The sequence below is a fragment of the Moritella dasanensis ArB 0140 genome (assembly GCF_000276805.1).
Taxonomy (GTDB): Bacteria; Pseudomonadota; Gammaproteobacteria; order Enterobacterales; family Moritellaceae; genus Moritella; species Moritella dasanensis.
The window spans coordinates 20069-45753 of record NZ_AKXQ01000036.1 but is presented as its reverse complement, the minus strand read 5'-3'; the positions used below and the strand labels follow the sequence as shown (position 1 = coordinate 45753).

36 protein-coding genes are annotated in these 25685 nt (G+C 42.2%); 2 read left to right on the top strand and 34 right to left on the bottom strand.

The window, feature by feature from the left end; translation table 11 throughout:
* Positions 1–366: 366 nt before the first annotated feature.
* From rplQ to argC, 33 genes are all read right to left on the bottom strand, one after another.
* Positions 367–750 (bottom strand): 50S ribosomal protein L17, encoded by a 384-nt coding sequence (gene rplQ / locus A923_RS0120710; protein WP_017223607.1) that lies wholly within the window; start codon positions 748–750, stop codon positions 367–369.
* A gap of 40 nt (positions 751–790) precedes the next feature.
* Entirely contained in the window at positions 791–1777 is a 987-nt protein-coding gene (locus tag A923_RS0120705; protein WP_017223606.1) for a DNA-directed RNA polymerase subunit alpha, read from the bottom strand.
* Between the two features lie 26 nt (positions 1778–1803).
* Entirely contained in the window at positions 1804–2424 is a 621-nt protein-coding gene (gene rpsD / locus A923_RS0120700) for a 30S ribosomal protein S4 (RefSeq protein WP_017223605.1), read from the bottom strand.
* Positions 2425–2451: 27 nt separating this feature from the next.
* Positions 2452–2841, bottom strand: a complete 390-nt coding sequence (gene rpsK / locus A923_RS0120695; RefSeq protein WP_017223604.1) for a 30S ribosomal protein S11 — start codon at positions 2839–2841, stop codon at positions 2452–2454.
* Positions 2842–2854: 13 nt separating this feature from the next.
* The gene (gene rpsM, locus A923_RS0120690; protein WP_017223603.1) at positions 2855–3211 is read right to left on the bottom strand and encodes a 30S ribosomal protein S13; all 357 of its coding nucleotides are present in this window, start codon (positions 3209–3211) and stop codon (positions 2855–2857) included.
* Positions 3212–3345: 134 nt separating this feature from the next.
* Positions 3346–3459 carry a 50S ribosomal protein L36 gene (gene rpmJ, locus A923_RS0120685; RefSeq protein WP_011770886.1) on the bottom strand — a complete coding sequence of 38 codons (114 nt, stop codon included), beginning with the start codon at positions 3457–3459 and terminating at the stop codon, positions 3346–3348.
* 49 nt (positions 3460–3508) lie between these two features.
* Positions 3509–4825, bottom strand: a complete 1317-nt coding sequence (secY, locus tag A923_RS0120680) for a preprotein translocase subunit SecY (RefSeq protein ID WP_017223602.1) — start codon at positions 4823–4825, stop codon at positions 3509–3511.
* 5 nt (positions 4826–4830) lie between these two features.
* A complete protein-coding gene (gene rplO / locus A923_RS0120675) occupies positions 4831–5265 on the bottom strand; it encodes a 50S ribosomal protein L15 (protein ID WP_017223601.1) in 435 nt (144 codons plus the stop codon).
* Positions 5265–5444, bottom strand: coding sequence for a 50S ribosomal protein L30 (rpmD, locus tag A923_RS0120670; protein WP_017223600.1), 180 nt, complete (start codon positions 5442–5444; stop codon positions 5265–5267). The genes rplO and rpmD overlap by 1 nt, the downstream gene beginning before the upstream one ends.
* A 6-nt stretch (positions 5445–5450) precedes the next feature.
* Entirely contained in the window at positions 5451–5951 is a 501-nt protein-coding gene (gene rpsE / locus A923_RS0120665) for a 30S ribosomal protein S5 (RefSeq protein WP_017223599.1), read from the bottom strand.
* A gap of 13 nt (positions 5952–5964) precedes the next feature.
* Positions 5965–6315, bottom strand: a complete 351-nt coding sequence (gene rplR, locus A923_RS0120660; protein ID WP_006034611.1) for a 50S ribosomal protein L18 — start codon at positions 6313–6315, stop codon at positions 5965–5967.
* Positions 6316–6324: 9 nt separating this feature from the next.
* A complete protein-coding gene (gene rplF, locus A923_RS0120655; protein ID WP_017223598.1) occupies positions 6325–6858 on the bottom strand; it encodes a 50S ribosomal protein L6 in 534 nt (177 codons plus the stop codon).
* A 10-nt stretch (positions 6859–6868) separates the two neighbouring features.
* Positions 6869–7261: a 30S ribosomal protein S8 gene (gene rpsH / locus A923_RS0120650; protein WP_006034609.1), complete on the bottom strand. Its 393-nt coding sequence runs from the start codon at positions 7259–7261 to the stop codon at positions 6869–6871.
* 26 nt (positions 7262–7287) lie between these two features.
* Positions 7288–7593, bottom strand: coding sequence for a 30S ribosomal protein S14 (gene rpsN / locus A923_RS0120645; protein ID WP_017223597.1), 306 nt, complete (start codon positions 7591–7593; stop codon positions 7288–7290).
* 9 nt (positions 7594–7602) lie between these two features.
* The gene (rplE, locus tag A923_RS0120640) at positions 7603–8142 is read right to left on the bottom strand and encodes a 50S ribosomal protein L5 (RefSeq protein ID WP_017223596.1); all 540 of its coding nucleotides are present in this window, start codon (positions 8140–8142) and stop codon (positions 7603–7605) included.
* 12 nt (positions 8143–8154) lie between these two features.
* Positions 8155–8466 (bottom strand): 50S ribosomal protein L24, encoded by a 312-nt coding sequence (gene rplX / locus A923_RS0120635; protein ID WP_017223595.1) that lies wholly within the window; start codon positions 8464–8466, stop codon positions 8155–8157.
* A gap of 9 nt (positions 8467–8475) precedes the next feature.
* Entirely contained in the window at positions 8476–8844 is a 369-nt protein-coding gene (gene rplN, locus A923_RS0120630) for a 50S ribosomal protein L14 (protein ID WP_017223594.1), read from the bottom strand.
* Between the two features lie 184 nt (positions 8845–9028).
* On the bottom strand, positions 9029–9274 hold the full coding sequence (gene rpsQ, locus A923_RS0120625) for a 30S ribosomal protein S17 (RefSeq protein ID WP_017223593.1): 246 nt from the start codon (positions 9272–9274) through the stop codon (positions 9029–9031).
* Position 9275: 1 nt separating this feature from the next.
* Entirely contained in the window at positions 9276–9467 is a 192-nt protein-coding gene (gene rpmC, locus A923_RS0120620; protein WP_017223592.1) for a 50S ribosomal protein L29, read from the bottom strand.
* Positions 9467–9877 carry a 50S ribosomal protein L16 gene (gene rplP, locus A923_RS0120615; RefSeq protein ID WP_017223591.1) on the bottom strand — a complete coding sequence of 137 codons (411 nt, stop codon included), beginning with the start codon at positions 9875–9877 and terminating at the stop codon, positions 9467–9469. Before rplP ends, rpmC begins: the two co-directional genes overlap by 1 nt.
* Positions 9878–9888: 11 nt before the next feature.
* Positions 9889–10593, bottom strand: coding sequence for a 30S ribosomal protein S3 (gene rpsC / locus A923_RS0120610; protein WP_017223590.1), 705 nt, complete (start codon positions 10591–10593; stop codon positions 9889–9891).
* Between the two features lie 17 nt (positions 10594–10610).
* The gene (gene rplV, locus A923_RS0120605) at positions 10611–10943 is read right to left on the bottom strand and encodes a 50S ribosomal protein L22 (RefSeq protein ID WP_017223589.1); all 333 of its coding nucleotides are present in this window, start codon (positions 10941–10943) and stop codon (positions 10611–10613) included.
* Positions 10944–10953: 10 nt separating this feature from the next.
* A complete protein-coding gene (rpsS, locus tag A923_RS0120600; RefSeq protein ID WP_017223588.1) occupies positions 10954–11232 on the bottom strand; it encodes a 30S ribosomal protein S19 in 279 nt (92 codons plus the stop codon).
* A gap of 18 nt (positions 11233–11250) precedes the next feature.
* Entirely contained in the window at positions 11251–12078 is an 828-nt protein-coding gene (rplB, locus tag A923_RS0120595; protein ID WP_017223587.1) for a 50S ribosomal protein L2, read from the bottom strand.
* An 18-nt stretch (positions 12079–12096) separates the two neighbouring features.
* The gene (rplW, locus tag A923_RS0120590) at positions 12097–12396 is read right to left on the bottom strand and encodes a 50S ribosomal protein L23 (protein ID WP_017223586.1); all 300 of its coding nucleotides are present in this window, start codon (positions 12394–12396) and stop codon (positions 12097–12099) included.
* Entirely contained in the window at positions 12393–12998 is a 606-nt protein-coding gene (rplD, locus tag A923_RS0120585; protein ID WP_017223585.1) for a 50S ribosomal protein L4, read from the bottom strand. Before rplD ends, rplW begins: the two co-directional genes overlap by 4 nt.
* A 15-nt stretch (positions 12999–13013) precedes the next feature.
* Positions 13014–13652 carry a 50S ribosomal protein L3 gene (gene rplC, locus A923_RS0120580; RefSeq protein WP_202800855.1) on the bottom strand — a complete coding sequence of 213 codons (639 nt, stop codon included), beginning with the start codon at positions 13650–13652 and terminating at the stop codon, positions 13014–13016.
* A gap of 35 nt (positions 13653–13687) precedes the next feature.
* Entirely contained in the window at positions 13688–13999 is a 312-nt protein-coding gene (gene rpsJ / locus A923_RS0120575) for a 30S ribosomal protein S10 (protein WP_017223583.1), read from the bottom strand.
* Positions 14000–14436: 437 nt separating this feature from the next.
* The gene (gene argH, locus A923_RS0120570; protein WP_017223582.1) at positions 14437–16326 is read right to left on the bottom strand and encodes an argininosuccinate lyase; all 1890 of its coding nucleotides are present in this window, start codon (positions 16324–16326) and stop codon (positions 14437–14439) included.
* A gap of 81 nt (positions 16327–16407) precedes the next feature.
* On the bottom strand, positions 16408–17616 hold the full coding sequence (locus A923_RS0120565; protein ID WP_017223581.1) for an argininosuccinate synthase: 1209 nt from the start codon (positions 17614–17616) through the stop codon (positions 16408–16410).
* Positions 17617–17635: 19 nt separating this feature from the next.
* Positions 17636–18541: an ornithine carbamoyltransferase gene (locus A923_RS0120560; protein WP_017223580.1), complete on the bottom strand. Its 906-nt coding sequence runs from the start codon at positions 18539–18541 to the stop codon at positions 17636–17638.
* A gap of 26 nt (positions 18542–18567) precedes the next feature.
* Positions 18568–19344 (bottom strand): acetylglutamate kinase, encoded by a 777-nt coding sequence (argB, locus tag A923_RS0120555; RefSeq protein WP_017223579.1) that lies wholly within the window; start codon positions 19342–19344, stop codon positions 18568–18570.
* A gap of 10 nt (positions 19345–19354) precedes the next feature.
* A complete protein-coding gene (gene argC, locus A923_RS0120550) occupies positions 19355–20365 on the bottom strand; it encodes an N-acetyl-gamma-glutamyl-phosphate reductase (protein WP_017223578.1) in 1011 nt (336 codons plus the stop codon).
* 242 nt (positions 20366–20607) lie between these two features.
* Here argC and argE point away from each other — a divergent pair, with 242 nt between their 5' ends.
* Both argE and ppc read left to right on the top strand, forming a co-directional pair.
* A complete protein-coding gene (gene argE, locus A923_RS0120545; RefSeq protein ID WP_017223577.1) occupies positions 20608–21756 on the top strand; it encodes an acetylornithine deacetylase in 1149 nt (382 codons plus the stop codon).
* Positions 21757–21912: 156 nt separating this feature from the next.
* Positions 21913–24543, top strand: a complete 2631-nt coding sequence (ppc, locus tag A923_RS0120540) for a phosphoenolpyruvate carboxylase (RefSeq protein ID WP_017223576.1) — start codon at positions 21913–21915, stop codon at positions 24541–24543.
* 123 nt (positions 24544–24666) lie between these two features.
* On the opposite strand, the gene metF is transcribed toward ppc, so the two are convergent.
* Complete coding sequence (metF, locus tag A923_RS0120535) at positions 24667–25554, bottom strand: methylenetetrahydrofolate reductase (RefSeq protein ID WP_017223575.1); 888 nt, start codon at positions 25552–25554, stop codon at positions 24667–24669.
* Between the last annotated feature and the right edge of the window lie 131 nt (positions 25555–25685).

The window sequence follows — 25685 nt, the reverse complement described above, 5'->3', positions numbered from 1 at the left end:
AGCGGCTGTTGCCGTGTCAGTGAGGTCGCATTATAGAGATTTAGATCACATTGGCAAGCGCTAAAATTAGAAATTATTAAAAAAAACAAATTAGTACAAAAAGCATACTTTAAGTAACTTTATCAGCCAAAACTGCTTAAAAATAACGAATTGCATTATTTGCAGCTAAAAATGCGCATAAATAGGTATATATAATATTGAAAGTTTAATCGGAGAGGTAATAGGTATTGTAGCTAAAAGTTTCGAAATCTAAAAAAGAAAGGTGCGAGTCGAATAGGATGATTGGTAATTGAAGAAGAAAGAAAAATGGGGTTTTAGAAATAGAAAAGCCAGAGCGTGAGCTCTGGCTTTTAATACTATTTAAAACTATTCTTCGTCAGCAGCTTCAACAGCTGGACGATCTACTAGTTCGATGTAAGCCATAGGAGCTTTATCGCCAGTACGTAGACCACATTTTAAGATTCGAGTATAACCGCCTAAACGGTTTACGAAACGTGGGCCTAATTCTTTAAATAGTTTACCTACAACTTCATCGCTGCGGGTACGTGCAAATGCTAGACGACGGTTAGCTACGCTATCCGTTTTAGCAAGTGTAATTAGAGGCTCAACTACACGACGTAGTTCTTTAGCTTTAGGCAGAGTCGTTTTAATGATCTCGTGACTAACTAAAGAACATGCCATATTACGGAACATAGCCTGACGATGGCTGCTGTTACGATTTAGTTGACGACCACTCTTACGATGGCGCATGAACTTATCCTTCTTACAAAAATCTTTTGACTAGTGTTTACTATTCGTCCGAGATACTTGCTGGCGGCCAATTTTCTAGGCGCATGCCTAGAGAAAGACCACGTGACGCTAGAACATCTTTAATTTCAGTTAAAGATTTCTTACCAAGGTTAGGTGTTTTAAGTAACTCAACCTCAGTGCGCTGTACAAGATCACCAATATAATGAATAGCTTCTGCTTTAAGGCAGTTAGCTGAACGAACAGTAAGTTCTAAATCATCAACAGGACGTAGCAGTATCGGATCAAACTCTGGCTTTTCTTCTTTCTGCTCTGGTTCCGTTACATCACGAAGATCAACGAAGGCATCAAGTTGTTCAGCCAAAATTGTAGCAGCACGACGAATAGCTTCTTCAGGATCTAATGTTCCATCAGTTTCCATATCGATTACTAACTTATCAAGGTTAGTACGTTGCTCAACTCGAGCAGCTTCAACATTGTAAGCAATACGGCTTACAGGGCTGAATGCAGCATCAACAAGCAAACGACCGATAGGGCGCTCTTCATCATCAGCGTGTACACGTGTAGAAGCGGGTACGTAACCACGGCCTCGTGCCACACGAATACGCATACTGATATCTGCTTGACCGGTTAAATTACAAATCACGTGTTCTGGATTTACAATCTCAACATCACCATCATGGGTGATGTCACCTGCCAATACAGGACCTGTACCTGACTTAGTTAAAGTTAGTAACGCTTCGTCTTTGCCTTCAAGTTTGATTGCAAGACCTTTCAAGTTAAGAAGAATTTCAAGAACATCTTCTTGAATGCCTTCTTTACTGCTGTACTCATGGAGTACGCCATCGATCTCAACTTCTGTTACAGCACAACCTGGCATAGAAGAAAGTAGAATACGACGTAAAGCATTACCTAGAGTGTGGCCAAAGCCACGCTCTAACGGTTCAAGTGTTACCTTGGCACGTGTTGAGCTAATTTGCTCAATATCAACAAGTCTTGGTCTTAGAAATTCTGTTACAGAACCCTGCATGTATGTCCTCTCTTATGAAGTTAACTTTACTTAGAGTAAAGTTCAACAATAAGCTGTTCGTTGATGTCTGCAGACAGATCAGAACGCTCAGGAGCACGTTTGAAAACGCCTTCAAGTGTCTTACTGTCAACTTCAACCCAAGATGCTTTCTCACGCTGCTCTGAAATTTCTAGAGCTGATGCGATACGAGCTTGCTTCTTAGCCTTCTCGCGAATGCTAACTGTATCGTTAACTTTCACTTTGTAAGAAGGGATATTTACAACTTTACCGTTTACAACGATTGCTTTGTGGCTTACTAACTGGCGCGATTCCGCACGAGTAGAACCAAAGCCCATACGATAAACAACGTTATCTAGACGGCCTTCTAATAAAGCAAGTAGGTTTTCACCTGTGTTGCCTTTTAGACGAGCAGCTTCTTTATATAGGTTACGGAATTGCTTTTCAAGTACACCGTACATACGACGAACTTTTTGCTTTTCACGTAGTTGTAAACCGTAGTCAGATAGACGAGGTTTACGAGCACCATGTACACCAGGTGCGTTATCAATTTTACACTTAGATTCAATCGCGCGTACGCCACTTTTCAAGAAAAGATCTGTACCTTCACGACGACTAAGCTTGAGCTTTGGGCCCAAATATCTAGCCATGTTCTTTCTCCAATATTCCTAAAAACGTTATACGCGACGCTTTTTAGGTGGACGACAACCATTGTGAGGGATTGGTGTAACATCAGTGATGTTAGTAATTTTATAACCAATCGCATTCAATGCACGAATAGAAGATTCACGACCAGGACCAGGGCCCTTAACCATAACTTCTAAGTTTTTCAGACCATACTCTTTAGCCATTTCACCAGCACGCTCAGCAGCAACCTGCGCAGCGAATGGAGTTGACTTACGAGAACCACGGAAGCCTGAGCCGCCTGCAGTTGCCCAAGATAAAGCATTACCTTGGCGATCTGTGATTGTCACAATAGTGTTGTTGAAAGAAGCATGAACGTGTGCAATACCGTCAGCAACTTGCTTTTTAACGCGCTTACGAGCGCGAGTTGGGGTTTTAGCCATTACTCGTCAGCTCCTATTTCTTGATAGCTTTACGCGGACCTTTACGGGTGCGCGCATTTGTTTTAGTGCGTTGACCACGTAGAGGTAAGCTGCGACGGTGACGAATACCACGGTAACAACCGAGGTCCATCAATCGCTTGATATTCATACTTACTTCACGACGTAGGTCACCTTCTACAGTGTATTTACCTACTTCTTCGCGAAGAAGTTCTAGTTGAGCTTCTTCTAGCTCTCTGATCTTAGCTGTTTCAGCGATACCAGTTGCTACACAAATTGCTTTCGCACGTGTTGCGCCGATACCGAAAACACCAGTCAGGGCAATGACTGTATGCTTTTGATCAGGAATGTTAATGCCGGCTATACGGGCCACTATACCACTCCACTTAAGGTGTTAAAAAAAAAGATTGCTCTCTTCGAAAAGCCCGTAAGGATACTCAGAAGAGAGATATATTGCAATAGAAACTTGAAAAAGATTATAAAATCTAACTCAAGCCTCTAAATTGCTTAACCTTGGCGTTGTTTATGCTTTGGTTCAACACAGATTACGCGTACTACGCCGTGACGTTTGATCACTTTGCAATTACGACAAATCTTTTTAACAGATGCACGAACTTTCATTTCTTACTCCGTAACTGTTATAGGACATGCTCAAGCTAATTTAATGGCCTTAGCCTTTTAAATTAGCTTTCTTAAGTACATCACCATATTGATGAGACATCAAATGGGTTTGAACTTGAGCCATAAAGTCCATGATTACCACAACCATAATAAGTAATGACGTTCCACCGAAATAGAACTGCACACCCATAGCTTGTGTCATGAACAATGGTACTAGACAAATAAATGTAATGTACAAAGAACCCGCTAGAGTTAGTCGTGACATTACTTTATCTATGTACCTTGAAGTTTGTTCGCCTGGTCTAATACCTGGGATGAACGCCCCGCTCTTTTTCAAGTTATCTGCTGTTTCGCGTGGGTTAAATACCAACGCAGTATAGAAGAAACAGAAAAAGATAATTGCTGCTGCATAAAGCATTACATACAAAGGTTGTCCTGGCTGTAGAGCCAAGGAAATGTCAGTAAGGAAAGATAAACCTTCGTTCTGACCGAACCATTGTGCAAGCGTTCCAGGAAACAAAATTATACTCGAAGCAAAAATAGCTGGAATAACACCAGCCATATTAAGCTTTAACGGTAAATGCGTGCTTTGAGCTGCAAAAACACGTCGTCCTTGTTGGCGTTTTGCGTAGTTTACCACAATTCTACGCTGACCGCGCTCTACAAATACAACAAAATATGTAACAGCAAAAACAACACCAGCTAACACTAACAATAACAGACCGTGAAGATTACCATCGATAACCTGCTCAATCGTTTGTCCGATAGCTGGCGGCATACCAGCAACAATACCTGCAAAAATTAATATTGAGATACCATTACCAATACCGCGTTCGGTAATTTGTTCACCTAACCACATTAAGAACATAGTACCAGTTACTAAACTAACTACAGCAGTAAAGTAAAAACTTAACCCTGGATTATGGACAAGTCCATCAACCATGTTAGGTAAGCCTTTTGCAATACCAATAGCTTGAAAAGTACCTAAGAACAATGTTCCGTAACGGGTATACTGGCTAATTTTACGTCGTCCTGCATCGCCGTCTTTTTTCAATTCGGCAAGTGTAGGATTAACTACAGTTAATAACTGTATGATAATAGAGGCCGAAATATACGGCATAATACCCAACGCAAAAATAGACGCACGCTCAAGTGCACCACCAGAGAACATGTTAAACATTTCTAAGATGGTACCCTTTTGCGAATCAAAAAGCGTAGCAAGTACAGAGGCATCAATACCAGGAATAGGAACAAAAGAGCCGGCGCGGAATACAATAATTGCACCCAACACGAACCATAAACGACTTTTCAATTCTGATAAGCCACCTTGCGATTTATTCGTATCCAATCCTGGTTTCTTAGCCATTTGTACTATCCTTCGATTTGACCGCCTGCAGCAACAATCGCTTCAACAGCACCTTTCGTAGCTTTAATGCCACGAATTGTAACTGGTCGAGTGATTTCACCAGATAAAACAACTTTAACAAACAGGATGTTTTTTGTAACAAGACCTGCTGCTTTAAGCGTGTTTAGATCTACAACGTCGCCTTCAACTTTAGCGATTTCATTCAAACGTACTTCAGCTGTTACCAGCTGTTTACGTGAAGTGAAACCAAATTTTGGTAAACGTTGTTTCAAAGGCATTTGACCGCCTTCAAAGCCAGGACGAATGCCGCCGCCTGAGCGAGACTTCTGACCTTTATGACCACGACCACAAGTTTTGCCGTGACCAGAACCGATACCGCGACCTACACGTTTAGCGTTTGGCTTAGAACCAGCTGCTGGAGATAGAGTATTTAGAAACATTACGCTTCCTCCACTTTAATCATGTAAGCTACTTTGTGAACCATACCACGTACACATGCTGTATCTTCCAATACTACACTGTGGTTGATTTTACGAAGGCCTAAACCAACAAGTGTTGCACGATGTTTAGGTAAACGACCGATTGCACTTTTAGTTTGAGTTACTTTAATTTTAGCCATGGTTTATTACCCCAGAATTTCTTTAACAGGTAGACCACGTTTAGCAGCGATTTGTTCTGGTGATGACATACCAGTAAGCGCGCCAATTGTAGCTCGTACAACGTTAATTGGGTTAGTAGAACCGTAACATTTAGAAAGTACGTCATGGATACCAACAACTTCTAGTACTGCACGCATTGCACCGCCGGCAATGATACCTGTACCAGCTGATGCTGGACGCATGAATACTTTAGAACCAGAATGACGACCCTTAACTGGATGTTGAAGAGTCACACCATTTAGTTCAATGCTTACGATATTGCGTTTCGCTTTTTCCATTGCTTTTTGAATAGCAGCTGGTACTTCACGTGCTTTACCATAACCAAAACCAACGCGACCGTTACCGTCACCCACTACTGTAAGAGCAGTGAAACTGAAGATACGACCACCTTTAACAACTTTTGAAACACGATTAACTGCAATTAATTTCTCTTGCAGATCACCTGTTTGGTTTTCAACTTTAGACATTTCCTACTCCTGACTAGAACTGAAGGCCAGCTTCACGAGCGGCATCAGCTAATGCTGCAACACGACCGTGATATTGGAAACCTGAACGATCGAAAGCAATTTTAGTAACGCCTTTCTCGATAGCTCGCTCTGCAACCAGTTTCCCGATTACTTTAGCTGCTTCAACGTTACCGCCATAGCTGATCATTTCACGAACTGCTTTTTCTGTCGTTGTAGCAGAAACCAATACTTCCGCATTCGGTGTGATAACCTGTGCATAAGTATGGTTTGGAGTGCGGTTAATCACTAAACGTGTAGCACCCAATTCTTGCATTTTCTTACGTGCGCGAGTTGCGCGACGAAGACGTGCAGATTTCTTATCCATAGTATTACCCTACTTTTTCTTGGCTTCTTTACGACGCACAACTTCATCAGAATAACGAACACCTTTACCTTTATAAGGTTCAGGCGGACGGAATGCTCTAATATCAGCTGCAACTTGACCAACAGATTGTTTGTCAGCGCCAGTAATTACAATTTCAGTTTGGCTTGGGCAAACTGCAGTAATACCTTCTGGAAGGTTATAAACTACAGGGTGTGAGAAACCTAATGTTAGATTCACATCTGAACCTTTAACATTTGCACGGTAACCAACACCATTTAGTTGAAGAGTTTTAGTAAACCCTTCAGCTACACCTTTAACCATGTTATTCACGTTAGCACGAGCTGTACCAGCTTGTGCCCAAGCATCTTTTACGCCTTCAGCAGGACCAAAAGAAACTTTTTCATCAGCAATTGAAACAACAACGCCAACATGAGCAACAGAAGTTAAAGAACCCTTAGGGCCTTTAACAGTGATTTCCTGACCATTTAGAGAGATCTCTACGCCTGCAGGGATGGCAACTGGTGCTTTAGCAACACGAGACATATATAACCCCTTAAGAAACGTAGCAGATGATCTCGCCACCGATGCCAGCTTTGCGAGCTGCACGGTCAGACATCATGCCTTTAGAAGTAGAAACGATAGCAACACCTAGGCCACCCATCACTTTAGGAAGATCATTACTTCCCTTGTAGATGCGTAAACCTGGGCGACTAACGCGCTCAATTTTTTCAATTACGTTTTTGCCTTCGAAATACTTCAAAGTCACTTCAAGTTCAGCTTTCACTTCACCTGAAACAGCGTAACTATTAATGTAACCTTCTTCTTTAAGCACAGCTGCTAGTGCAACTTTCTGCTTAGAACAAGGCATTTTAACTGCAACCTTAGAGGCTGACTGACCGTTACGGATGCGTGTTAGCATATCCGCAATAGGATCTTGCATGCTCATTATCGTATACTCCCGAAATTAGTGATTTACCAACTAGCCTTTTTAAGACCTGGAACTTCACCACGCATCATGTGCTCACGTAGTTTAATACGGCTTAAACCGAATTTACGTAGGTAACCATGAGGGCGGCCAGTGATGTTACAGCGATTACGCTGACGACTCTCACTAGAATCACGAGGTAACGATTGCAATTTAAGAACTGCATTCCAACGATCTTCGTCTGAAGTATTCACGCCAGAGATAATTGCTTTTAATTCAGCACGTTTCTCAGCGAATTTATTTACTAGCTTCGCGCGTTTTACGTCGCGCGCTTTCATTGATTGCTTAGCCATGACCCTACCTTACTTACGGAATGGGAAATTAAAGGCAGTCAGCAGAGCATGACCTTCTTCATCAGAATTTGCAGTCGTAGTAATAGTAATGTCCATACCACGAATTTTATCGATTTTATCGTAATCGATTTCTGGGAAGATGATTTGCTCGCGAACACCCATACTGTAGTTACCACGACCATCGAACGATTTAGGGTTCAGGCCACGGAAATCGCGAATACGTGGAATTGAGATGCCGATTAGGCGCTCAAGGAATTCCCACATACGCTCACCACGTAGAGTAACTTTACAACCAATAGGATATCCTTCACGGATTTTAAAGCCAGCAACGGATTTACGAGCTTTAGTAATCAATGGCTTTTGACCAGAAATTGCAGCCATATCAGCAGCAGCATTTTCTAATACTTTTTTGTCATTGATTGCTTCGCCCACACCCATATTAAGGGTGATCTTTTCAATCCGAGGGACTTGCATGATAGATTTATAGCCGAACTTAGTTTTAAGTTCAGTCGCTACCGTTTCTTTGTAGTATTCATGCAGTTTCGCCACAGTTAACTCCAATTAAACAAGTTCATTATTAGATTTGAAGAAACGAACTTTTTTGCCGTCTTCAAATCGGAAACCGACACGATCAGCCTTGCTTGTTGCAGGGTTGAATAGTGCCACGTTTGATGCGTCTAAAGCTGCTTCTTTCTCAATAATACCGCCAGCTACGCCCAATTGTGGGTTTGGCTTTTGATGTTTCTTGATAAGGTTAACACCTTCAACGAATATTTTACCGTCTGCTCTTACTTCAGTAACTTTGCCTTGTTTACCAGCATCTTTACCTGCAACAACGATAACTTCATCATTTTTTAAAATTTTAGCTGCCATTTTCGTTCCTTATAGTACTTCTGGTGCCAGAGATACGATTTTCATGAACTTTTCAGTACGAAGTTCACGTGTAACTGGGCCAAAGATACGAGTACCGATCGGCGCGCCGTTAGCGTTAAGCATAACTGCTGCGTTACGGTCGAAACGGATAGCTGCACCGTCTGTACGACGGATTGCTGACCTAGTACGCACAACCACTGCGTTTAGAACATCACCTTTTTTTACTTTACCGCGAGGAATTGCTTCCTTAACAGTAACTTTGATGATGTCACCAACACGCGCATAGCGGCGGTGCGAACCACCTAGGACCTTGATACACTGAACGCGACGTGCGCCTGAGTTATCGGCTACGTCCAACGTAGACTGCATTTGGATCATTATTAGTGCTCCGCAATAATTTCATTTAATCCAACATGAATTAAATGAGTCCGCTCTCTCTCAAGAGGTGGCGCATTATAACACCACGGCTTTGAAAAAAGCAACGGGAATAGACTAAAAAACAAACGACCCCTAAAAGGAGCCGTTATAACAAGTAGATAACTATATCAGTATAAACTTAAAATTAAGCTTTTACTAATACTTCTACTAATGCCCAAGTTTTAAGCTTAGACACTGGACGAGTTTCACGAATAGTTACAACATCATTTAGTTGACATTCGTTATTCTCATCATGTGCGTGTAGTTTAGTAGTACGCTTGATGAACTTACCGTATAACGGATGTTTCACTTTACGTTCTACTGCAACAACGATAGTTTTATCACCTTTGTTGCTAACAACACGACCCTGTACAGTACGAATAGTGCTCATATTATACACCCGCCTTTTCGTTCAGGATGGTCTTAACACGCGCGATATCGCGACGTACATTTTTGATTAAATGCGTTTGTGCTAGTTGTCCAGTACTTAACTGCATACGTAAGTTAAATTGCTCACGTAATAGGTTAAGTAACTCTTCATTTAGCTCTTCAACATTTTTTTGTTTCAGTTCGCTAGCGTTCATTACATTACCGTCTTAGTTACGAAAGTTGTAGAAATTGGCAGCTTAGAGTCAGCTAGGCTGAATGCTTCACGTGCCAATTCTTCAGGAACTCCAGCCATTTCATAAAGGATTTTGCCTGGTTGTACTTGGCAAACCCAATACTCAACGCTACCTTTACCTTTACCTTGACGTACTTCAAGCGGCTTTTGTGTAATCGGCTTGTCTGGGAACACACGGATCCAGATTTGACCTTGACGCTTAACGTGACGAGTCATTGCACGACGTGCTGCTTCGATTTGACGAGCAGTAAGTCGACCACGACCAGTAGCTTTAAGACCGAATTCGCCGAAAGTTACGTTTCCGCCTTTTGCAAGACCGCGGTTACGGCCTTTGTGCATTTTGCGGAACTTCATGCGTTTTGGTTGCAACATAACAGAGTCTCCTATTTAGCAGCTTTAGGGCTACGAGTGCGACGCTTTGGCTTAGAAGGTGCTTCTTGCTCTTGTACTAGAGGTAATTTACCTAGTACTTCACCTTTAAAGATCCAAACTTTCACACCGATGATGCCATAAGTTGTAAGAGCTTCTGCAGTTGAATAATCGATATCTGCACGAAGAGTATGTAGAGGCACACGGCCTTCACGATACCACTCAGCACGAGCGATTTCAGCTCCGCCTAAACGACCGCTAACTTGAACTTTAATACCCTTAGCACCTAAACGCATTGCATTTTGTACTGCACGCTTCATAGCGCGACGGAACATAACACGACGTTCAAGTTGAGAAGCGATACCTTCAGCTACTAATTTAGCATCTAGTTCAGGCTTACGGATTTCTGCGATATTGATTTGTGCAGAAGTACCAGTCATCTTAGCGATAGCATTACGTAGTTTTTCTACGTCTTCGCCTTTCTTACCGATAACAACGCCAGGACGAGCTGTGTGAATAGTCACACGGATGCTTTTCGCTGGACGTTCGATAACGATACGTGAAACAGATGCATTTTTCAGTTTTTTAGTTAAAAACTGACGTACTTCGAAATCACCGTACAAATTGTCGGCGAAGTCTTTAGTGTTCGCAAACCAAGTAGAGTTAAACTGCTTGGTGATACCTAGGCGAATACCATTTGGATGAACTTTCTGACCCATTGTTTTCTCCTAGTCTCTTAGCGCGTTGCTACAACAATTGTGATGTGGCTAGTACGCTTCAAGATGCGATCTGCACGACCTTTAGCACGTGGCATGATACGCTTCATAGTAGGTCCAGCGTCAACAAACGCTGTAGTTACTACTAACTCATCAATATCCGCACCTTCGTTGTGTTCAGCGTTTGCGATAGCTGACTCAAGAACTTTTTTAACTTGTACAGCAGCTTTTTTAGTGCTGAAAGTTAAAACTTCAAGAGCCTTATCCACTGGTAAACCACGAATAAGGTCAATGACCAAACGTGCTTTCTGTGGAGAGCCTGAGGCGAAACGGTGTTTAGCTAATGCTTCCATCTAATTTCTCCTAACGCTTTTTAGCTTTCTTATCTGCAGCATGGCCGCGATAAGTACGAGTCGGTGCGAATTCGCCTAACTTATGACCAATCATTTCGTCTGTAACGAAAACTGGAACATGTTGACGACCATTATGGACAGCGATGGTCAGACCAATCATACTTGGAATGATCATAGAACGACGGGACCAAGTCTTAACTGGTTTTTTTTCCCCGCTTTCCACCGCTTTCTCTACCTTCTTCAGCAAGTGTAGGTCTATGAAAGGACCCTTCTTGAGAGAACGTGGCATGGTGATACCTCTATAAAATTACTTGTTGCGACGACGTACGATAAGTTTATCAGTACGCTTGTTCTTACGAGTTTTGTAACCCTTAGTAGGCATACCCCAAGGTGAAACCGGATGACGGCCACCAGAAGTACGACCTTCACCACCACCGTGCGGGTGATCAACCGGGTTCATTACAACACCACGTACTGTTGGGCGAACACCGCGCCAGCGGCTAGCACCTGCTTTACCAAGTTGGCGAAGCATGTGTTCAGCGTTACCAACTTCACCAATCGTTGCACGACAATCAACTAATACTTTACGCATTTCGCCAGAGCGAAGACGTAGAGTAACGTATGAGTTGTCACGAGCAATGATTTGAACGTATGTACCAGCAGAACGTGCAATTTGAGCACCTTTACCTGGCTTCATTTCCACAGCGTGTACAGTTGTACCTACTGGGATGTTACGCATTGGTAATGTGTTGCCAGCTTTAATTGCTGATTCAGCACCAGAAACGATAATATCACCAGCTTGCATACCTTTAGCAGCTAGAACGTAACGACGTTCACCATCTGCGTAAAGTGCAAGTGCAATGTTAGCTGAGCGGTTTGGATCATATTCCAAACGTTCAACTTTTGCAGGGATACCATCTTTATCATTACGTTTTAAGTCAATGATACGGTAATGTTGCTTATGACCGCCGCCGTGATGACGAACAGTGATACGACCGTTATTATTACGGCCACCAGATTTAGATTTTTTCTCTAAAAGTGGAGCATGTGGTTTGCCTTTATGCAAATCCGGGTTCACTACCTTAACAAGGTGGCGACGACCTGGAGAAGTAGGCTTACACTTAACAATAGCCATTATTCAGAATCCCCTTGATTATTCAGCACTGCCGAAATCGATGTCAGCGCCGTCAGCTAGAGTAACGTAAGCTTTTTTGATATCTGAACGACGACCAAAACGAGCGCCAGTGCGCTTAGTTTTACCCTTCAATACCAATGTGCTTACATTTTTAACTTCAACTTCAAAAAGTTTTGCAACAGCTGCTTTAACTTCAGCTTTAGTTGCATCTAGTGCAACTTTGAAAACGATTGTGTTGTTGTTTTCAGCAGACATAGTGCTCTTTTCAGAGATATGCGGCGCTAGGATAACTTTCAATAAACGTTCTTCACTGATCATTTTAAGTTCTCCTCAATCTGCTTAACTGCAGCTGCAGTCATAACAACTTTGTTGAACGCGATTAAGCTAACTGGATCAATACCAGCAACGTCACGAACATCAACTTTGTAAAGGTTACGAGCAGCTAAGAATAAGTTCTCATCAACTTCAACACCTACGATTAGAACGTCGTTCAAATCGAAGTCTTTTAGTTTAGCAACTAATTCTTTAGTCTTAGGAGTTTCAACAGCGAACTGTTCAACTACAATAAGACGCTCTTGACGTACCAATTCAGAAAGGATGCTTTTAATCGCACCACGGTACATCTTAGTGTTAACTTTTTGGCTGTGGTCCTGAGGACGCGCAGCAAAAGTTACACCACCTTTACGCCAGATCGGGCTGCTTGCAGTACCTGCACGAGCACGACCAGTACCTTTTTGACGCCATGGTTTTTTACCACCACCTGCAACGTCAGAACGGTTTTTCTGTGCACGAGTACCTTGACGCGCGCCAGCAGCATACGCTGTAACTACCTGGTGAACCAGAGCTTCATTAAACTCACGTCCGAAGGTAGTTTCTGAAACTTCAAGAGCACCTTGTGCGTCTTTCAATAACAATTCCATTACTAATTCCTCGGATTAAGCTTTAACAGCTGGTTTGATAATTACGTTGCCGTTGATCGCACCTGGAATAGCACCTTTAACAAGTACTAGGTTGCGTTCACTATCAACACGTACCACATCAAGAGACTGAATCGTTACACGTTCAGCACCCATGTGACCTGCCATTTTCTTGCCTTTAAATACGCGACCTGGAGTTTGGCATTGGCCAATTGAACCCGGTGCACGGTGAGCAAGAGAGTTACCATGCGTAGCATCTTGCATAGAAAAGTTCCAACGTTTAATAACGCCAGCGAAACCTTTACCTTTAGATGTACCAGTAACGTCTACTTTAATCGTTTCAGCAAAAATGTTAACGTTTAGCTCAGAGCCAACTTCAACAGCTTCGCCTTCGCCTGTTTCCAGACGGAATTCCCAAAGGCCACGACCAGCTTCAACTTTAGCTTTAGCGAAATGACCCGCTTCTGGCTTGTTTACTCTGCTAGCTTTTTTCGTGCCAGTGGTCACTTGAAGTGCGCGGTAACCGTCAGTTTCAAGTGTTTTAACTTGAGTAACGCGGTTAGGCTCACATTCAATAACGGATACTGGGATAGAAACGCCATCTTCAGTGAAGATACGTGTCATACCAACTTTACGTCCGATTAGACCAATCATTATAATAACCTCAATATAAATCGTTGTTTTAGAACTTACTAGCCAAGGCTGATTTGAACATCAACACCAGCAGCTAGATCTAAACGCATTAGAGCGTCAACGGTTTTTTCTGTTGGCTCAACGATGTCAACCAGGCGCTTGTGAGTACGGATTTCGTACTGGTCACGCGCATCTTTGTTAACGTGCGGAGAAGTAAGCACTGTGAAACGCTCTTTACGCGTAGGTAGTGGAATAGGTCCACGTACTTGTGCGCCAGTGCGTTTCGCAGTTTCAACGATTTCCGCTGTAGACTGATCGATAAGACGATGATCGAACGCTTTTAAGCGGATACGGATTCTTTGGTTCTGCATTAGACCAGAGCTCCAATAAAGTTAAACACACAAAAAAATTCGACATCCACATCTATATAAAATAGATCATGAATACGATATCTTTAACTTGTTGACTCCCCTATCGGGAGTCTTGATGACTGACCATTAATATTTTAACTCAAGGTTAAAACAATAACATAATGATTCAGCTTCTTGCCTAAGCAAGTGAAACGAATTATACATGACCTCTTGCCATTAGCAAGAAAAATATCAATATAAAGAATTTAATCATCACATCGATTTTATTAAGTCATATCGTGTCAAATCATCATACAGATGCTCATCACGATTAATCGTTCCTTAATTTGTGTCGGTATTATATAGCGAGTAAAGATTAAGTTCAAGCTACTTTATTGACATTATTTATAACCAAGAAAGCACCCGTATTTGGGTGCTTTCAATCATTCAAACAGATATTAAGACGCGATTTTTTCCACTTTTAAATTTATCGTTTCGCTAACCACATTTAATTTAAACTCTAATGCAACTTCGTCACAGGCATGTTGACGTGGACACATATCACAATCTTTCAATACCTTTTCTGGCAACATTGACTTACTCGTCGAGCTAAAGCCAAGCTTCATGAAGAATTCAGGTACGCGTGTTAAGACGAACACTTTTTGGATCGCCATTTGCTCCGCTTTACGTAACATATATTCGACAACCGCTTTACCCTGTCCCCCGCCTTGATAACCAGGCTCAATACCCAGAGAGCGGATCTCGGCCAGTCCAGTATCATATACATAGATAGACGCACAGCCAGTAACTTGATTATGCTTCTCGGTGACCGCAAAGGTACCCACAGCTTTAACCAGATCAGAACGGTTCCGTGGCAAGTTCTCACCGATATTAGCCCAATAATTTACCATACGCTCAATATCATCAAGATCAGTCAAACGTGCAGCCCGAATACTAATACCCGATGTATCGCGTTCTTCTAAACGTTTTTCAGCGTTAGTTAAAGCAAATTCAACTTGCACGGGTGATACCCCGCCCTGCGCTTTGCGTTTTGCTAATGTTTCTTCAAGTGACAAATGATGATATACATCATCTTCAATGAGTTCATTAAACTCTTTAAATTCAGCTAATGTGAGCGCTTCCAATGGCACACCCTTGCCGATTGCAGAAACCACAGCTTCACCAACAATATGGTGAGAATCACGGAATGGCACCCCTTTCGCAACAAGGTAGTCAGCAAGCTCGGTTGCGTTTGAGTAACCACCCAATGCAGCTTCTTTAGTTCTTGCTTCATTGATCTTCATGCCAACCAACGACATTGCAGCCATCTGAAGGCAATCGCTCCAAGTATCTAGCGCATCAAACAAGCCTTCTTTATCTTCTTGCATATCTTTGTTGTATGCCAGCGGCAGTGCTTTCAGTGTCATCAACATCGCACTGAGTGAACCAAATACCCGGCCAGTTTTGCCACGAATAAGTTCCAACGCATCTGGGTTTTTCTTTTGTGGCATTAATGATGAACCAGAGGTCACCGCATCAGCCAACTCAATGAAGTTAGATTCACCCGAGTTATAGAAAATTAAATCTTCTGCTAAACGTGATAAATGGATCATCGACATACTTGCCGTGCTCATCAATTCCATGACATGGTCACGATCAGAAACTGAATCTAGGCTGTTGAGTGTCGCACTGGCAAAACCAAGTGTGTGTGCTAATTCAGTTCTGTCCATTGGATAAGCGGTACCAGCGAGAGCCCCAGAACCCAATGGGCAAGTATCAAGACGTTTTAAACAATCTGTTAAACGACTAAAATCACGTTCTAACATTTCAACATACGCGAGGCACCAATGTGAAAAGGTCACTGGCTGTGCGCGTTGTAAATGGGTGTAACCTGGTAATACAGTATGCTGATGTTCACGCGCAAGCGAAACCAGTTGTTGCTGGGTTTTATCCAGCTGCATTAACAACTGTTCACCTTGCTGTTTGCACCATAATTTTAAATCTGTCGCTACTTGGTCATTACGGCTACGACCGGTATGGAGCTTTTTACCTAAATCACCGACTTTGGCAATAAGCTGCGTTTCAACCCAGCTGTGAATATCTTCAGCATCACTTTGTAGGATCTGCTCTGGGTTTTCTAATACCGCAAGTTTCAGATCATTTAAAGCTGCTTCAATTGTTACTTGTTCATCTTGCGTTAAAATGCCTACGCTAACCAAGGCTTTTGACCATGCCACTGAACCTGTAATATCTTGTTCAGCTAAACGATAGTCAAACCGCAGTGAATCATTAAACGTTTTAAATCTTGCATCAGCTGCTTGACTGAATCTACCGCCCCATAGTGCCATGGTTACATCCTTATTCTTTCTATCTGTATATTAGAAATATGTATATTCGAAGTAGAGGGCGATTAACGCCCTCATATAAAATTACTTAGTTGATAAAGCTTTAATACGGCTAGACAACGAATATAAACGGATGAAACCTTCCGCATGGCTTTGGTCATAGACATTATCATCACCAAATGTAGCGAATTCTTCACTATAAAGACTGTTTGGCGATTTCTTCTGGATTGCTTGCACTGAACCTTTGTACATTTTAACGATGACTTCACCGTTCATCTCTTCAGCCAGTGTGCCTGCAGCAGCCAGTAATGATGCACATAAAGGTGTAAACCAGCGACCGTCATAAACAAGGTGCGAGAATTCAGCGGCAACCGTTTGTTTCCACTTACGCGTGGTTTTATCTAATACTAATTCTTCAATACCACGTAATGCTTCAACCATTACTGTGCCGCCGGGAGTTTCGTAACAACCACGAGACTTCATACCCACTAAACGGTTTTCAACGATATCAACACGACCAACACCATGTGCAGCTGCTTTTTCATTTAAATACATCAGCGTGTTATAAGGAGACATTTCTTCACCGTTAACGGCTGTGATTTCACCCTTAACTACAGATATAGTCAGAAATTCAGGTTCGTTCGGTGCATCAATTGGATCAACTGTCATGGTCCAAACTTGCTTACTTGGTTGGTTCCATGGGTCTTCTAACTCACCACCTTCATGAGATATGTGCCAAGCATTGGCATCACGGCTATAAATTTTCTCTGCTGATGCAGCAGTTGGGATGTCACGTTCAGCTAAGTATTCAAGTAGTGATTCACGACTCGTTAAGTCCCAGATACGCCAAGGGGCAATAACCGTTAACTCAGGAGCTAGTGCTGCAAAGCATGATTCAAAACGGATCTGATCATTACCTTTACCAGTACAACCGTGGCAAAGTGCATCAGCGCCAACTTTACGGGCAACTTCAACTTGCGCTTTGGCAATGATAGGACGCGCCATTGATGTACCTAAAAGGTAAGTGCCTTCATATACAGCACCTGTTTTAAGCGTTGGGTAAATATAGTTTTCTACAAGCTCATCCTTTAGATCAACCACGTAGCACTCAGACGCACCCGAAGCCAATGCTTTAGCTTCAATGCCTTCAAGTTCTTCAGCGCCTTGACCTACATCGGCAACAAACGCAACAATTTCACAATTGTCATAGTTCTCTTGTAACCAAGGTAAGATCACTGAAGTATCTAAACCACCAGAATACGCTACTACTACTTTCTTAACTGTTTGTGTCATTTTCATTTTCCTTAATATGTTACTTCAGCAATGTCAGTAAAACTGCATTTTGGGCGTGCATTCTATTTTCGGCTTGATCAAAGATCAGCGAGTGTTCGCCATCCATCACTTCTGATGTGATCTCTAACTCACGGTGAGCCGGCTGACAATGCAATACATGTTTGATTCCTGTGCGTATCAGCAACGCTTGGTTGATCTGATACGGCATGTACTTTTCTTTTACTTGCGCCAATGGTGTGTCGTCCCCCATTGATACCCAAGTATCACCATAAATAACATCATAATCAACTATGTCATCTAGGTTATCTGTTACATTTATTTTACCACCACTAATTTCAGCTAACGCCATGGCTTGTTTAACAATTTGTGCATCTGGACTACTGCCACGTGGACATACTGCCGTCACTTCAGCACCTAAGATAGCGCCGGTAAGCATTAATGAATGAGTAACGTTATTACCTTCACCAACATACGCTAATTTCACTTTAGAAACATCTTCATAGTGTTCCGAAATTGTTAAGAAATCAGCTAATGCCTGGCAAGGGTGGTATAAATCACATAAAGAGTTAACCACTGGCACTGAACCATGTTCAACTAAACCTTCTAACGTTTTATGACTCACTACGCGTGCAACAATCGCATCTGCCCAACGAGAAATATTGGCCGCGAAGTCTTTTACTGTCTCACGCTCACCAATAGCCCCGTTTTGTGAATCAAGATAAACCGCATGACCACCTAACTTATGGATACCAATATCAAAAGTAACGCGTGTTCGTAGTGACTGTTTTTCATAAATGGTGACAATACTTTTACCCGCTAATGCCTGTGAGTATTCAGCCGGGTTGGCTTTCACTGCTTTAGCTAGTGCTAATAAGTCAAGGATCTGTTGTTTACTTAAATCTTTAACTGATAATAAATTTTCCATGATCGAACTCCGTTATCTGATCAATATTAGCTAGAAACTTTCGTTCCCTCTACTTCACCATTTAATAATGCCACTAACCGTTCAGGCACTTTCCAACTCGCTAATTTAATATCGCGATTTAATGATGCAGCCGCTTTTAACGCTGCCCTCACTTTTACTTCCATACCACCATTAATCACACCAGCCGCAATCAATTCATCGGCATAATGGCTATTCATTTCAGGAATTAACTGCATGTCCGCATCTAAAATGCCTTCTACATCAGATAACATCACCAAATCTGCATTCATGGTTTCGCAAATCGCGGTTGCCGCTTGGTCTGCATTGACGTTTAACAACTGCCCTTGGGCATCAATACCAATAGAACTAATAATAGGTAAAAAACCACCACTAAGCAGTGCTGTTAACAATGTTGGGTCACCAGCTTCACACTCTCCCACAGCACCAAGTCCTGCGGTTGATTGTGTTACGGTCGATATACCACCGTCAGCAAGACTCAAACCGACAACTTTAACGCCAAGTTTAATACCCTGCGCCATTAATACTTTATTCGCCGTGCCCGCTAATGCGCCAGTGATATAACCGATATCGCTTTTAGGGGTAACACGTAAACCGTTTTTCTTTTCACTCACAATGTTCATTTTTGCTAATAATTCATCAACAAAACAGCCACCGCCATGCACCAAGATAAGCGGGCGTGATGCGGTTGCTTGAAATTCAGTTAATGCACTAAAAAGCTGCTCAAGTGCCGTTTCATTTTCAAGTAATGCGCCGCCAAGTTTTAATACTAAAGGAGTTGTCATGTTCATATCCTTATACTAATGACGTCGTCATTGGAAAGCCAAAACGAATGTTAATACACTGCATTGCTTGTGCAGCAGCACCTTTTAGTAAGTTATCAATCGCTGACACAACAATTAAATCTTGTCCTTGTTGTTGCCACGCTAGATCGCAATAAGCTGTTTTTTCGACCGCTTTAATACTTGGCCAGCCACTTGGTAATAACCGTACCATTGGCTGGTCTTGATAGGCTTCTTGATAAGCTGCCGTTACTTGTTCAGGTGTTACGCCAGCAACTAGTTTGACGTTAATTGTTGCTAATATGCCACGTTTAAAGCTACCCAAGTGCGGCGTAAAAATAACCTCATGACCTAGGTGCGTACTAATTTCTGGTTGATGACGGTGATTAAACACACCATAAGGGGCATGACTCACTTCGCAAAAAGCAGAAGCTAATGACGCTTTACGCCCTGCACCACTCACGCCACTCACTGCGTTGATAATAGGTTTCTGTTCAGCAGCGATAAGACCGTGTTGTGCTAATGGTTTCAGTGCTGATAACGACGCCGTTGGGTAACAGCCTGGAACAGCAATCAAATTTGCTTCAGCTATATCAGCACTCGCCCATTCAGCTAAACCATAAACAGCACTTTTCAATTCTTTATCGAAGTTATGTTTAAAGCCGTAATAATTTTCGTAGAAAGCAGGATCGTTAACTCTAAAAGCACCCGACAAATCAAATACCACAGTACCCTGCGCTAAAAACTCAGCGGCAATATTGTGGCTAACTTCATGTGCAGTAGCCAGTACAACGATATCGATATCCTGACAAATGTTTTTAATATTAGCAGTAGCTAACGGCTCAATCGTTTGGTCGACAACATTTAATAAATGACCATATAAAGAAGAAAACGATTTACCTGCATCTAAGCTGTGTTCTGAAACATACAAACCGGCAAGCTCGAGTTCAGGATGTTTAGTAATGTAATGGGCTAGCTCAGCGCCGGTATACCCGGTCGCGCCGACTAAAATTGTTTTTAACATGTTTGACTTCCGTGTTTGCTAAATTGTAAAACGATGGGCAATTGTGCCCTTTTCGGTTGCACTCGCCTAATCAAATTAAGCGACATTAATGCATTTTAAATACTGTCTCGTCGAAACCATGAAAAACGATTCATTATCTAACCCATACGTTGTAAAGTAAGGATGATTAGAGAATAAAACAGATTACATTTTTATGCAACTTTTATGCATAAAAAAACAATCAATCATTACAGGAACGTAATATGCAGCTACCTAAATTCAACGAGATTTATAAATCACTGATCTTAACCCCTTCAATCAGCTCATTAGAAAAAGAGTTAGATATCAGCAACAAGCCTGTTATCGACTTACTTGCCGGTTGGTTCAGCGAACTGGGTTTTAGCATTAATATCACTAGCGTACCTGAAACTAATGGTAAATTTAATCTAGTCGCAACTTACGGGCAAGGTGATGGCGGGTTATTACTCGCTGGCCACACAGATACCGTGCCATTTGATGACGGTTTATGGACTAAAGATCCGTTCCAACTGACCGAAAAAGACGATAAATGGTATGGTTTGGGGTCTATCGATATGAAGGGGTTTTTCGCCTTTGTATTAGAAGCATGTAAAAACATTGATTTAACAAAACTCGATAAACCTTTGCGTATACTCGCTACCGCCGATGAAGAAACCACAATGGCAGGTGCCAGAGCAATTGCGGCAGCGCAAAGCTTCCGCCCAGATTATGCGGTAATCGGTGAGCCAACAAACATGGTCCCCGTGTTTATGCACAAAGGTCATATGTCCGAGGCAATTAGAATTACTGGACGCAGCGGTCACTCCTCTGATCCAGCCAACGGTATTAATGCGATTGAGATAATGCATCAAGTGACAGGGCAATTATTAATACTCCAGCGTAAATTAAAAGAACAATACGCCTGCGATCATTTTGTTATCCCACAACCGACATTGAACTTTGGCCATGTACACGGTGGTGATAGCCCGAATCGTATTTGTGGCAGCTGTGAGCTACACATCGACATGCGCCCTATTCCAGGTGTCAATCCAGATGAGTTATTCATGTTACTCAACCAAGCGTTATTACCGATCATGAAGCAGTGGCCCGGCGCAGTCGATGTTTATCATCTGCATGAACCTATCCCTGCTTATGCTTGTGATACAGACTCGGCATTAATTAAATTAGCTGAAAAGCTAACGGGTGAAAGTGTAATCCCCGTTAATTACTGTACCGAAGCGCCTTTTATTCAACAACTTGGCTGCGATACTATTGTGATGGGTCCAGGTAGCATCAATCAAGCGCACCAACCTGATGAATATTTAGATTTAGCCCAAGTGAAACCAACTCAAGCTATTATCCAAAAACTGATTGAACAATCATGTAAAAACTAACGAAGAATTATCGTTTTGTAGTAAAATTACAGTCAATATCACAATTAATCGTATTAATTACACGATTTTGTTGACGAATGTCTCTAAATATAGTTATTTTACATACATAACGATAATAGTTGTTGCCGTATTACACACTGAATTGAAGGATTATGTATGTCAGATAAATATGCAGCGTTACGCAGTAATGTTGGCTTATTAGGCCAAGTGCTCGGGAATACAATCAAGGACCATCTTGGAGAAGAGTTCCTCGATAAGATTGAAACCATTCGTCAACTAGCAAAATCATCACGCGCCGGTAATGATAAAGACCGAGCACAATTACTCACCGTGCTACGTGGCCTCTCTGATGATGAGCTATTACCGGTTGCACGTGCGTTTAGCCAATTCTTAAACTTAGCTAATATCGCAGAGCAGTTCCACACAACGTCACGTAACTGTGCCGATAATGTTTGTGTACCCGATTCAATTGATGAACTGTTTGCAAAACTTAATAACTCTGAAATCAGTGAAGAAGATGTACTTTCTGCAGTTAAAAATCTAAATATCGATTTAGTACTGACCGCGCATCCAACTGAGATCACCCGTCGTACCCTGATCCACAAGCATGGCGCCATCAATAAATGCCTTAGCCAGCTAGAACTAACTGAATTAAGCGATCAAGAACGCAATGTCTTCATGACGCGTATCGAACAACTGGTATCACAAGCTTGGCACACTAACGAAATTAGAACAGTACGTCCAACGCCTGTCGATGAAGCGAAATGGGGCTTTGCCGTTGTCGAGAATTCATTATGGGATGCAGTACCAAACTTCTTACGCCGCCTAGATACACGATTACAAGACCGTTTAGATTATCAATTACCTATTGATGCTTCGCCGGTTAAGTTTACTTCTTGGATGGGTGGTGATCGCGATGGTAATCCGTTTGTTACCTCAAAAGTAACCGAAGAAGTACTACTCACTAGCCGCTGGATGGCGATCCACTTGTTCCTTAAAGATGTAACGCATCTTACCAGTGAACTATCCATGAATGACTGTGATGACACATTACGTGCATTGGTTGGTGAAAGTCATGAACCGTATCGTGTATTACTGAAAAAATTACGCAGTGAATTAACCGAGACGCTGGCTAGCCTAACGGCACAGCTTAAAGGTGAGTCCACTGAAAGCCGTGACATCATCACAAAGACAGCACAATTACGCCAACCGTTATTAGCGTGTTACAACTCGCTAAATGCTTGTGGCATGGCTGTTATTGCCAAAGGCGCGATACTCGATACTATTCGTCGTGTTGAATGCTTTGGTGTGAGCTTAGTTAAACTTGATATTCGCCAAGACAGCGATCGTCATACTGATGTGATAGCAGAAGTAACTCGCTACCTTGGTCTAGGCGATTATGCACAGTGGAGCGAACAAGATAAACAAGCTTTCTTACTGCAAGAATTAAATAACAAACGCCCACTGCTCCCAATTTGCTGGCAGCCATCTGCAGATGTGAAAGAAGTACTTGATACTTGTCGCACTGTGGCAAAACAAGATCCTGAATCACTGGGTATCTACATCATCTCAATGGCGCGTAAAGCCTCTGATGTATTAGCTGTACAACTACTATTAAAAGAAACTGGCTGTCCATTCCGTTTACCAGTAGCGCCATTATTCGAAACATTAGACGATCTGAATAATGCCGGTACAGTAACAGCCAGCCTATTAGCAATTGATTGGTATAAAAACTACATCAATGGCCATCAGCACATTATGATCGGTTATTCTGATTCCGCTAAGGATGCGGGTGTAATTGCGGCATCGTGGGCACAATATCGTTCACAAGAAGCATTAGTTGCTATCTGTGAGCAAGAAGACATTAACCTGACTTTATTCCATGGACGTGGTGGTAGTATCGGTCGTGGTGGCGCTCCTGCACATGCAGCCCTGCTATCTCAACCTCCAGGTTCGCTTAAAGGTGGTTTACGTGTAACAGAGCAAGGTGAAATGATCCGCTTTAAGTTTGGTCTTGCAGACGTCGCAGAACAAAGCTTAAATCTTTATACCAGTGCAATTCTAGAAGCGAATTTACTGCCGCCGCCAGCACCTGAACAAGCGTGGCGTGATGCCATGGATCAAATGTCAGCGGATTCATGTGAAGAATATCGCTCATATATCCAAGGTCATGAAAAATTCGTACCTTACTTCCGCTCTGCCACACCTGAGCTAGAATTAGGTAAACTGCCATTAGGTAGTCGCCCTGCAAAACGTAAGCCCAACGGTGGCGTAGAAAGTTTACGTGCGATCCCTTGGATCTTTGCATGGACACAAAACCGCTTAATGCTCCCTGCTTGGTTAGGCTGTACTGCCGCATTTAAAAACATGCTGGATTCAGGTCAACGTGAAACACTGCAAGAAATGCAACAGCAATGGCCATTCTTCAATACCCGTTTAGAAATGTTTGAAATGGTATTCTTGAAAGCCGATGCTTGGTTAGCAGAATATTATGACCAGTGTTTGGTAACAGAAGATTTATGGCATTTAGGTAAAGAATTGCGTGCTAGTTTAGCCCTAGCAACAGAACTAATTATTGGTTTAACGCCAGAGGCTAATTTATTAGATGGCCAGCCTTGGAGCAAAACGTCGATTGAATTACGTAATCCGTATACCGATCCACTGAATATTCTCCAAGCAGAGCTATTAAGCCGCGCGCGTAGCAATGAAGACGTTAACCCAGATATCGAGCAAGCCCTAATGGTAAGTATCGCTGGTGTTGCTGCTGGTATGCGTAATACTGGCTAGTACGACAGTTAGTACGATAGAAAGTACGGCAGGTAACAAATACTGTAGATAATAAAATGCCGACTCTGAATAGGGTCGGCATTTTTGTATCTGTCTATTTATGATAGGTAGAGGTAATGAAAGTTATTTAGGTCTAACACCAAGCGTATGACAAATCGCATAGGTTAAATCAGCGCGATTTAGGGTATAGAAATGGAAGTCCTTGACCCCTTCTCGTGATAATACTTTCACCTGATCAATGGCAATACTTGCTCCGACCAGATTACGTGTCGCCTGATCATTATCTAATCCTTCAAACTGACTGTGCATCCAATTCGGTACTTTTACATTGGTCAATTTTGAGAACTTACATAAAGTCTTATAATTCGATACCGGTAAAATTCCCGGCACGATCTCTTTATCTATACCTACAGCCGCACAACGGTCACGGAAGCGTAAGAAACTCTCGGTATCAAAGAAGAACTGTGAAATAGCACGGTCAGCACCCGCATCAATTTTATCTTTTAGCGCTAATAAATCTGCTTGGGCATTTTTTGCTTCAGGATGTACTTCAGGATAGGCCGCAACCGAAATATCAAAATCATTCACTTCTTTCAACAACGCCACTAAGTCAGCCGCATACATATCGGGTTGATTCAAGCCCGGTGGTAAATCACCACGCAGTGCCACTATATTACGAATACCGTTATCCCAGTAGTCTGTTGCGATCTGCTTTAGCTCTTTGCGATTAGCATCGATACAGGTAAGGTGCGGCGCCGCGATCAAGCCGGTTTCATGTTTAATTTGTTTGATAATATTATGGGTCAGATCACGCGTACCTGAATTAGCACCATAAGTGACAGAAACAAATTTAGGCTCTAACGCTTTAAGACGATTAATTGACTCCCATAAAGTAGACGTCATCGCAGGTGAGTTGGGCGGGAAAAATTCAAATGAAACGTTAATATCACGTCCCAATTCAGAAACACTTTGATTTAATACTTCGATATTTTGTGCGTTGTGAAAACTCATACTCTTCTTCCCTTAAGATGTTTAGACGTCCATAGCTCTGTACGTCTTCATCATCACAACTTTCCCCCTTAAAGTCAACGCACATAATTCATCTTAAACATGAATTATGTGCGTGTTAGAGTTTAGCCGTA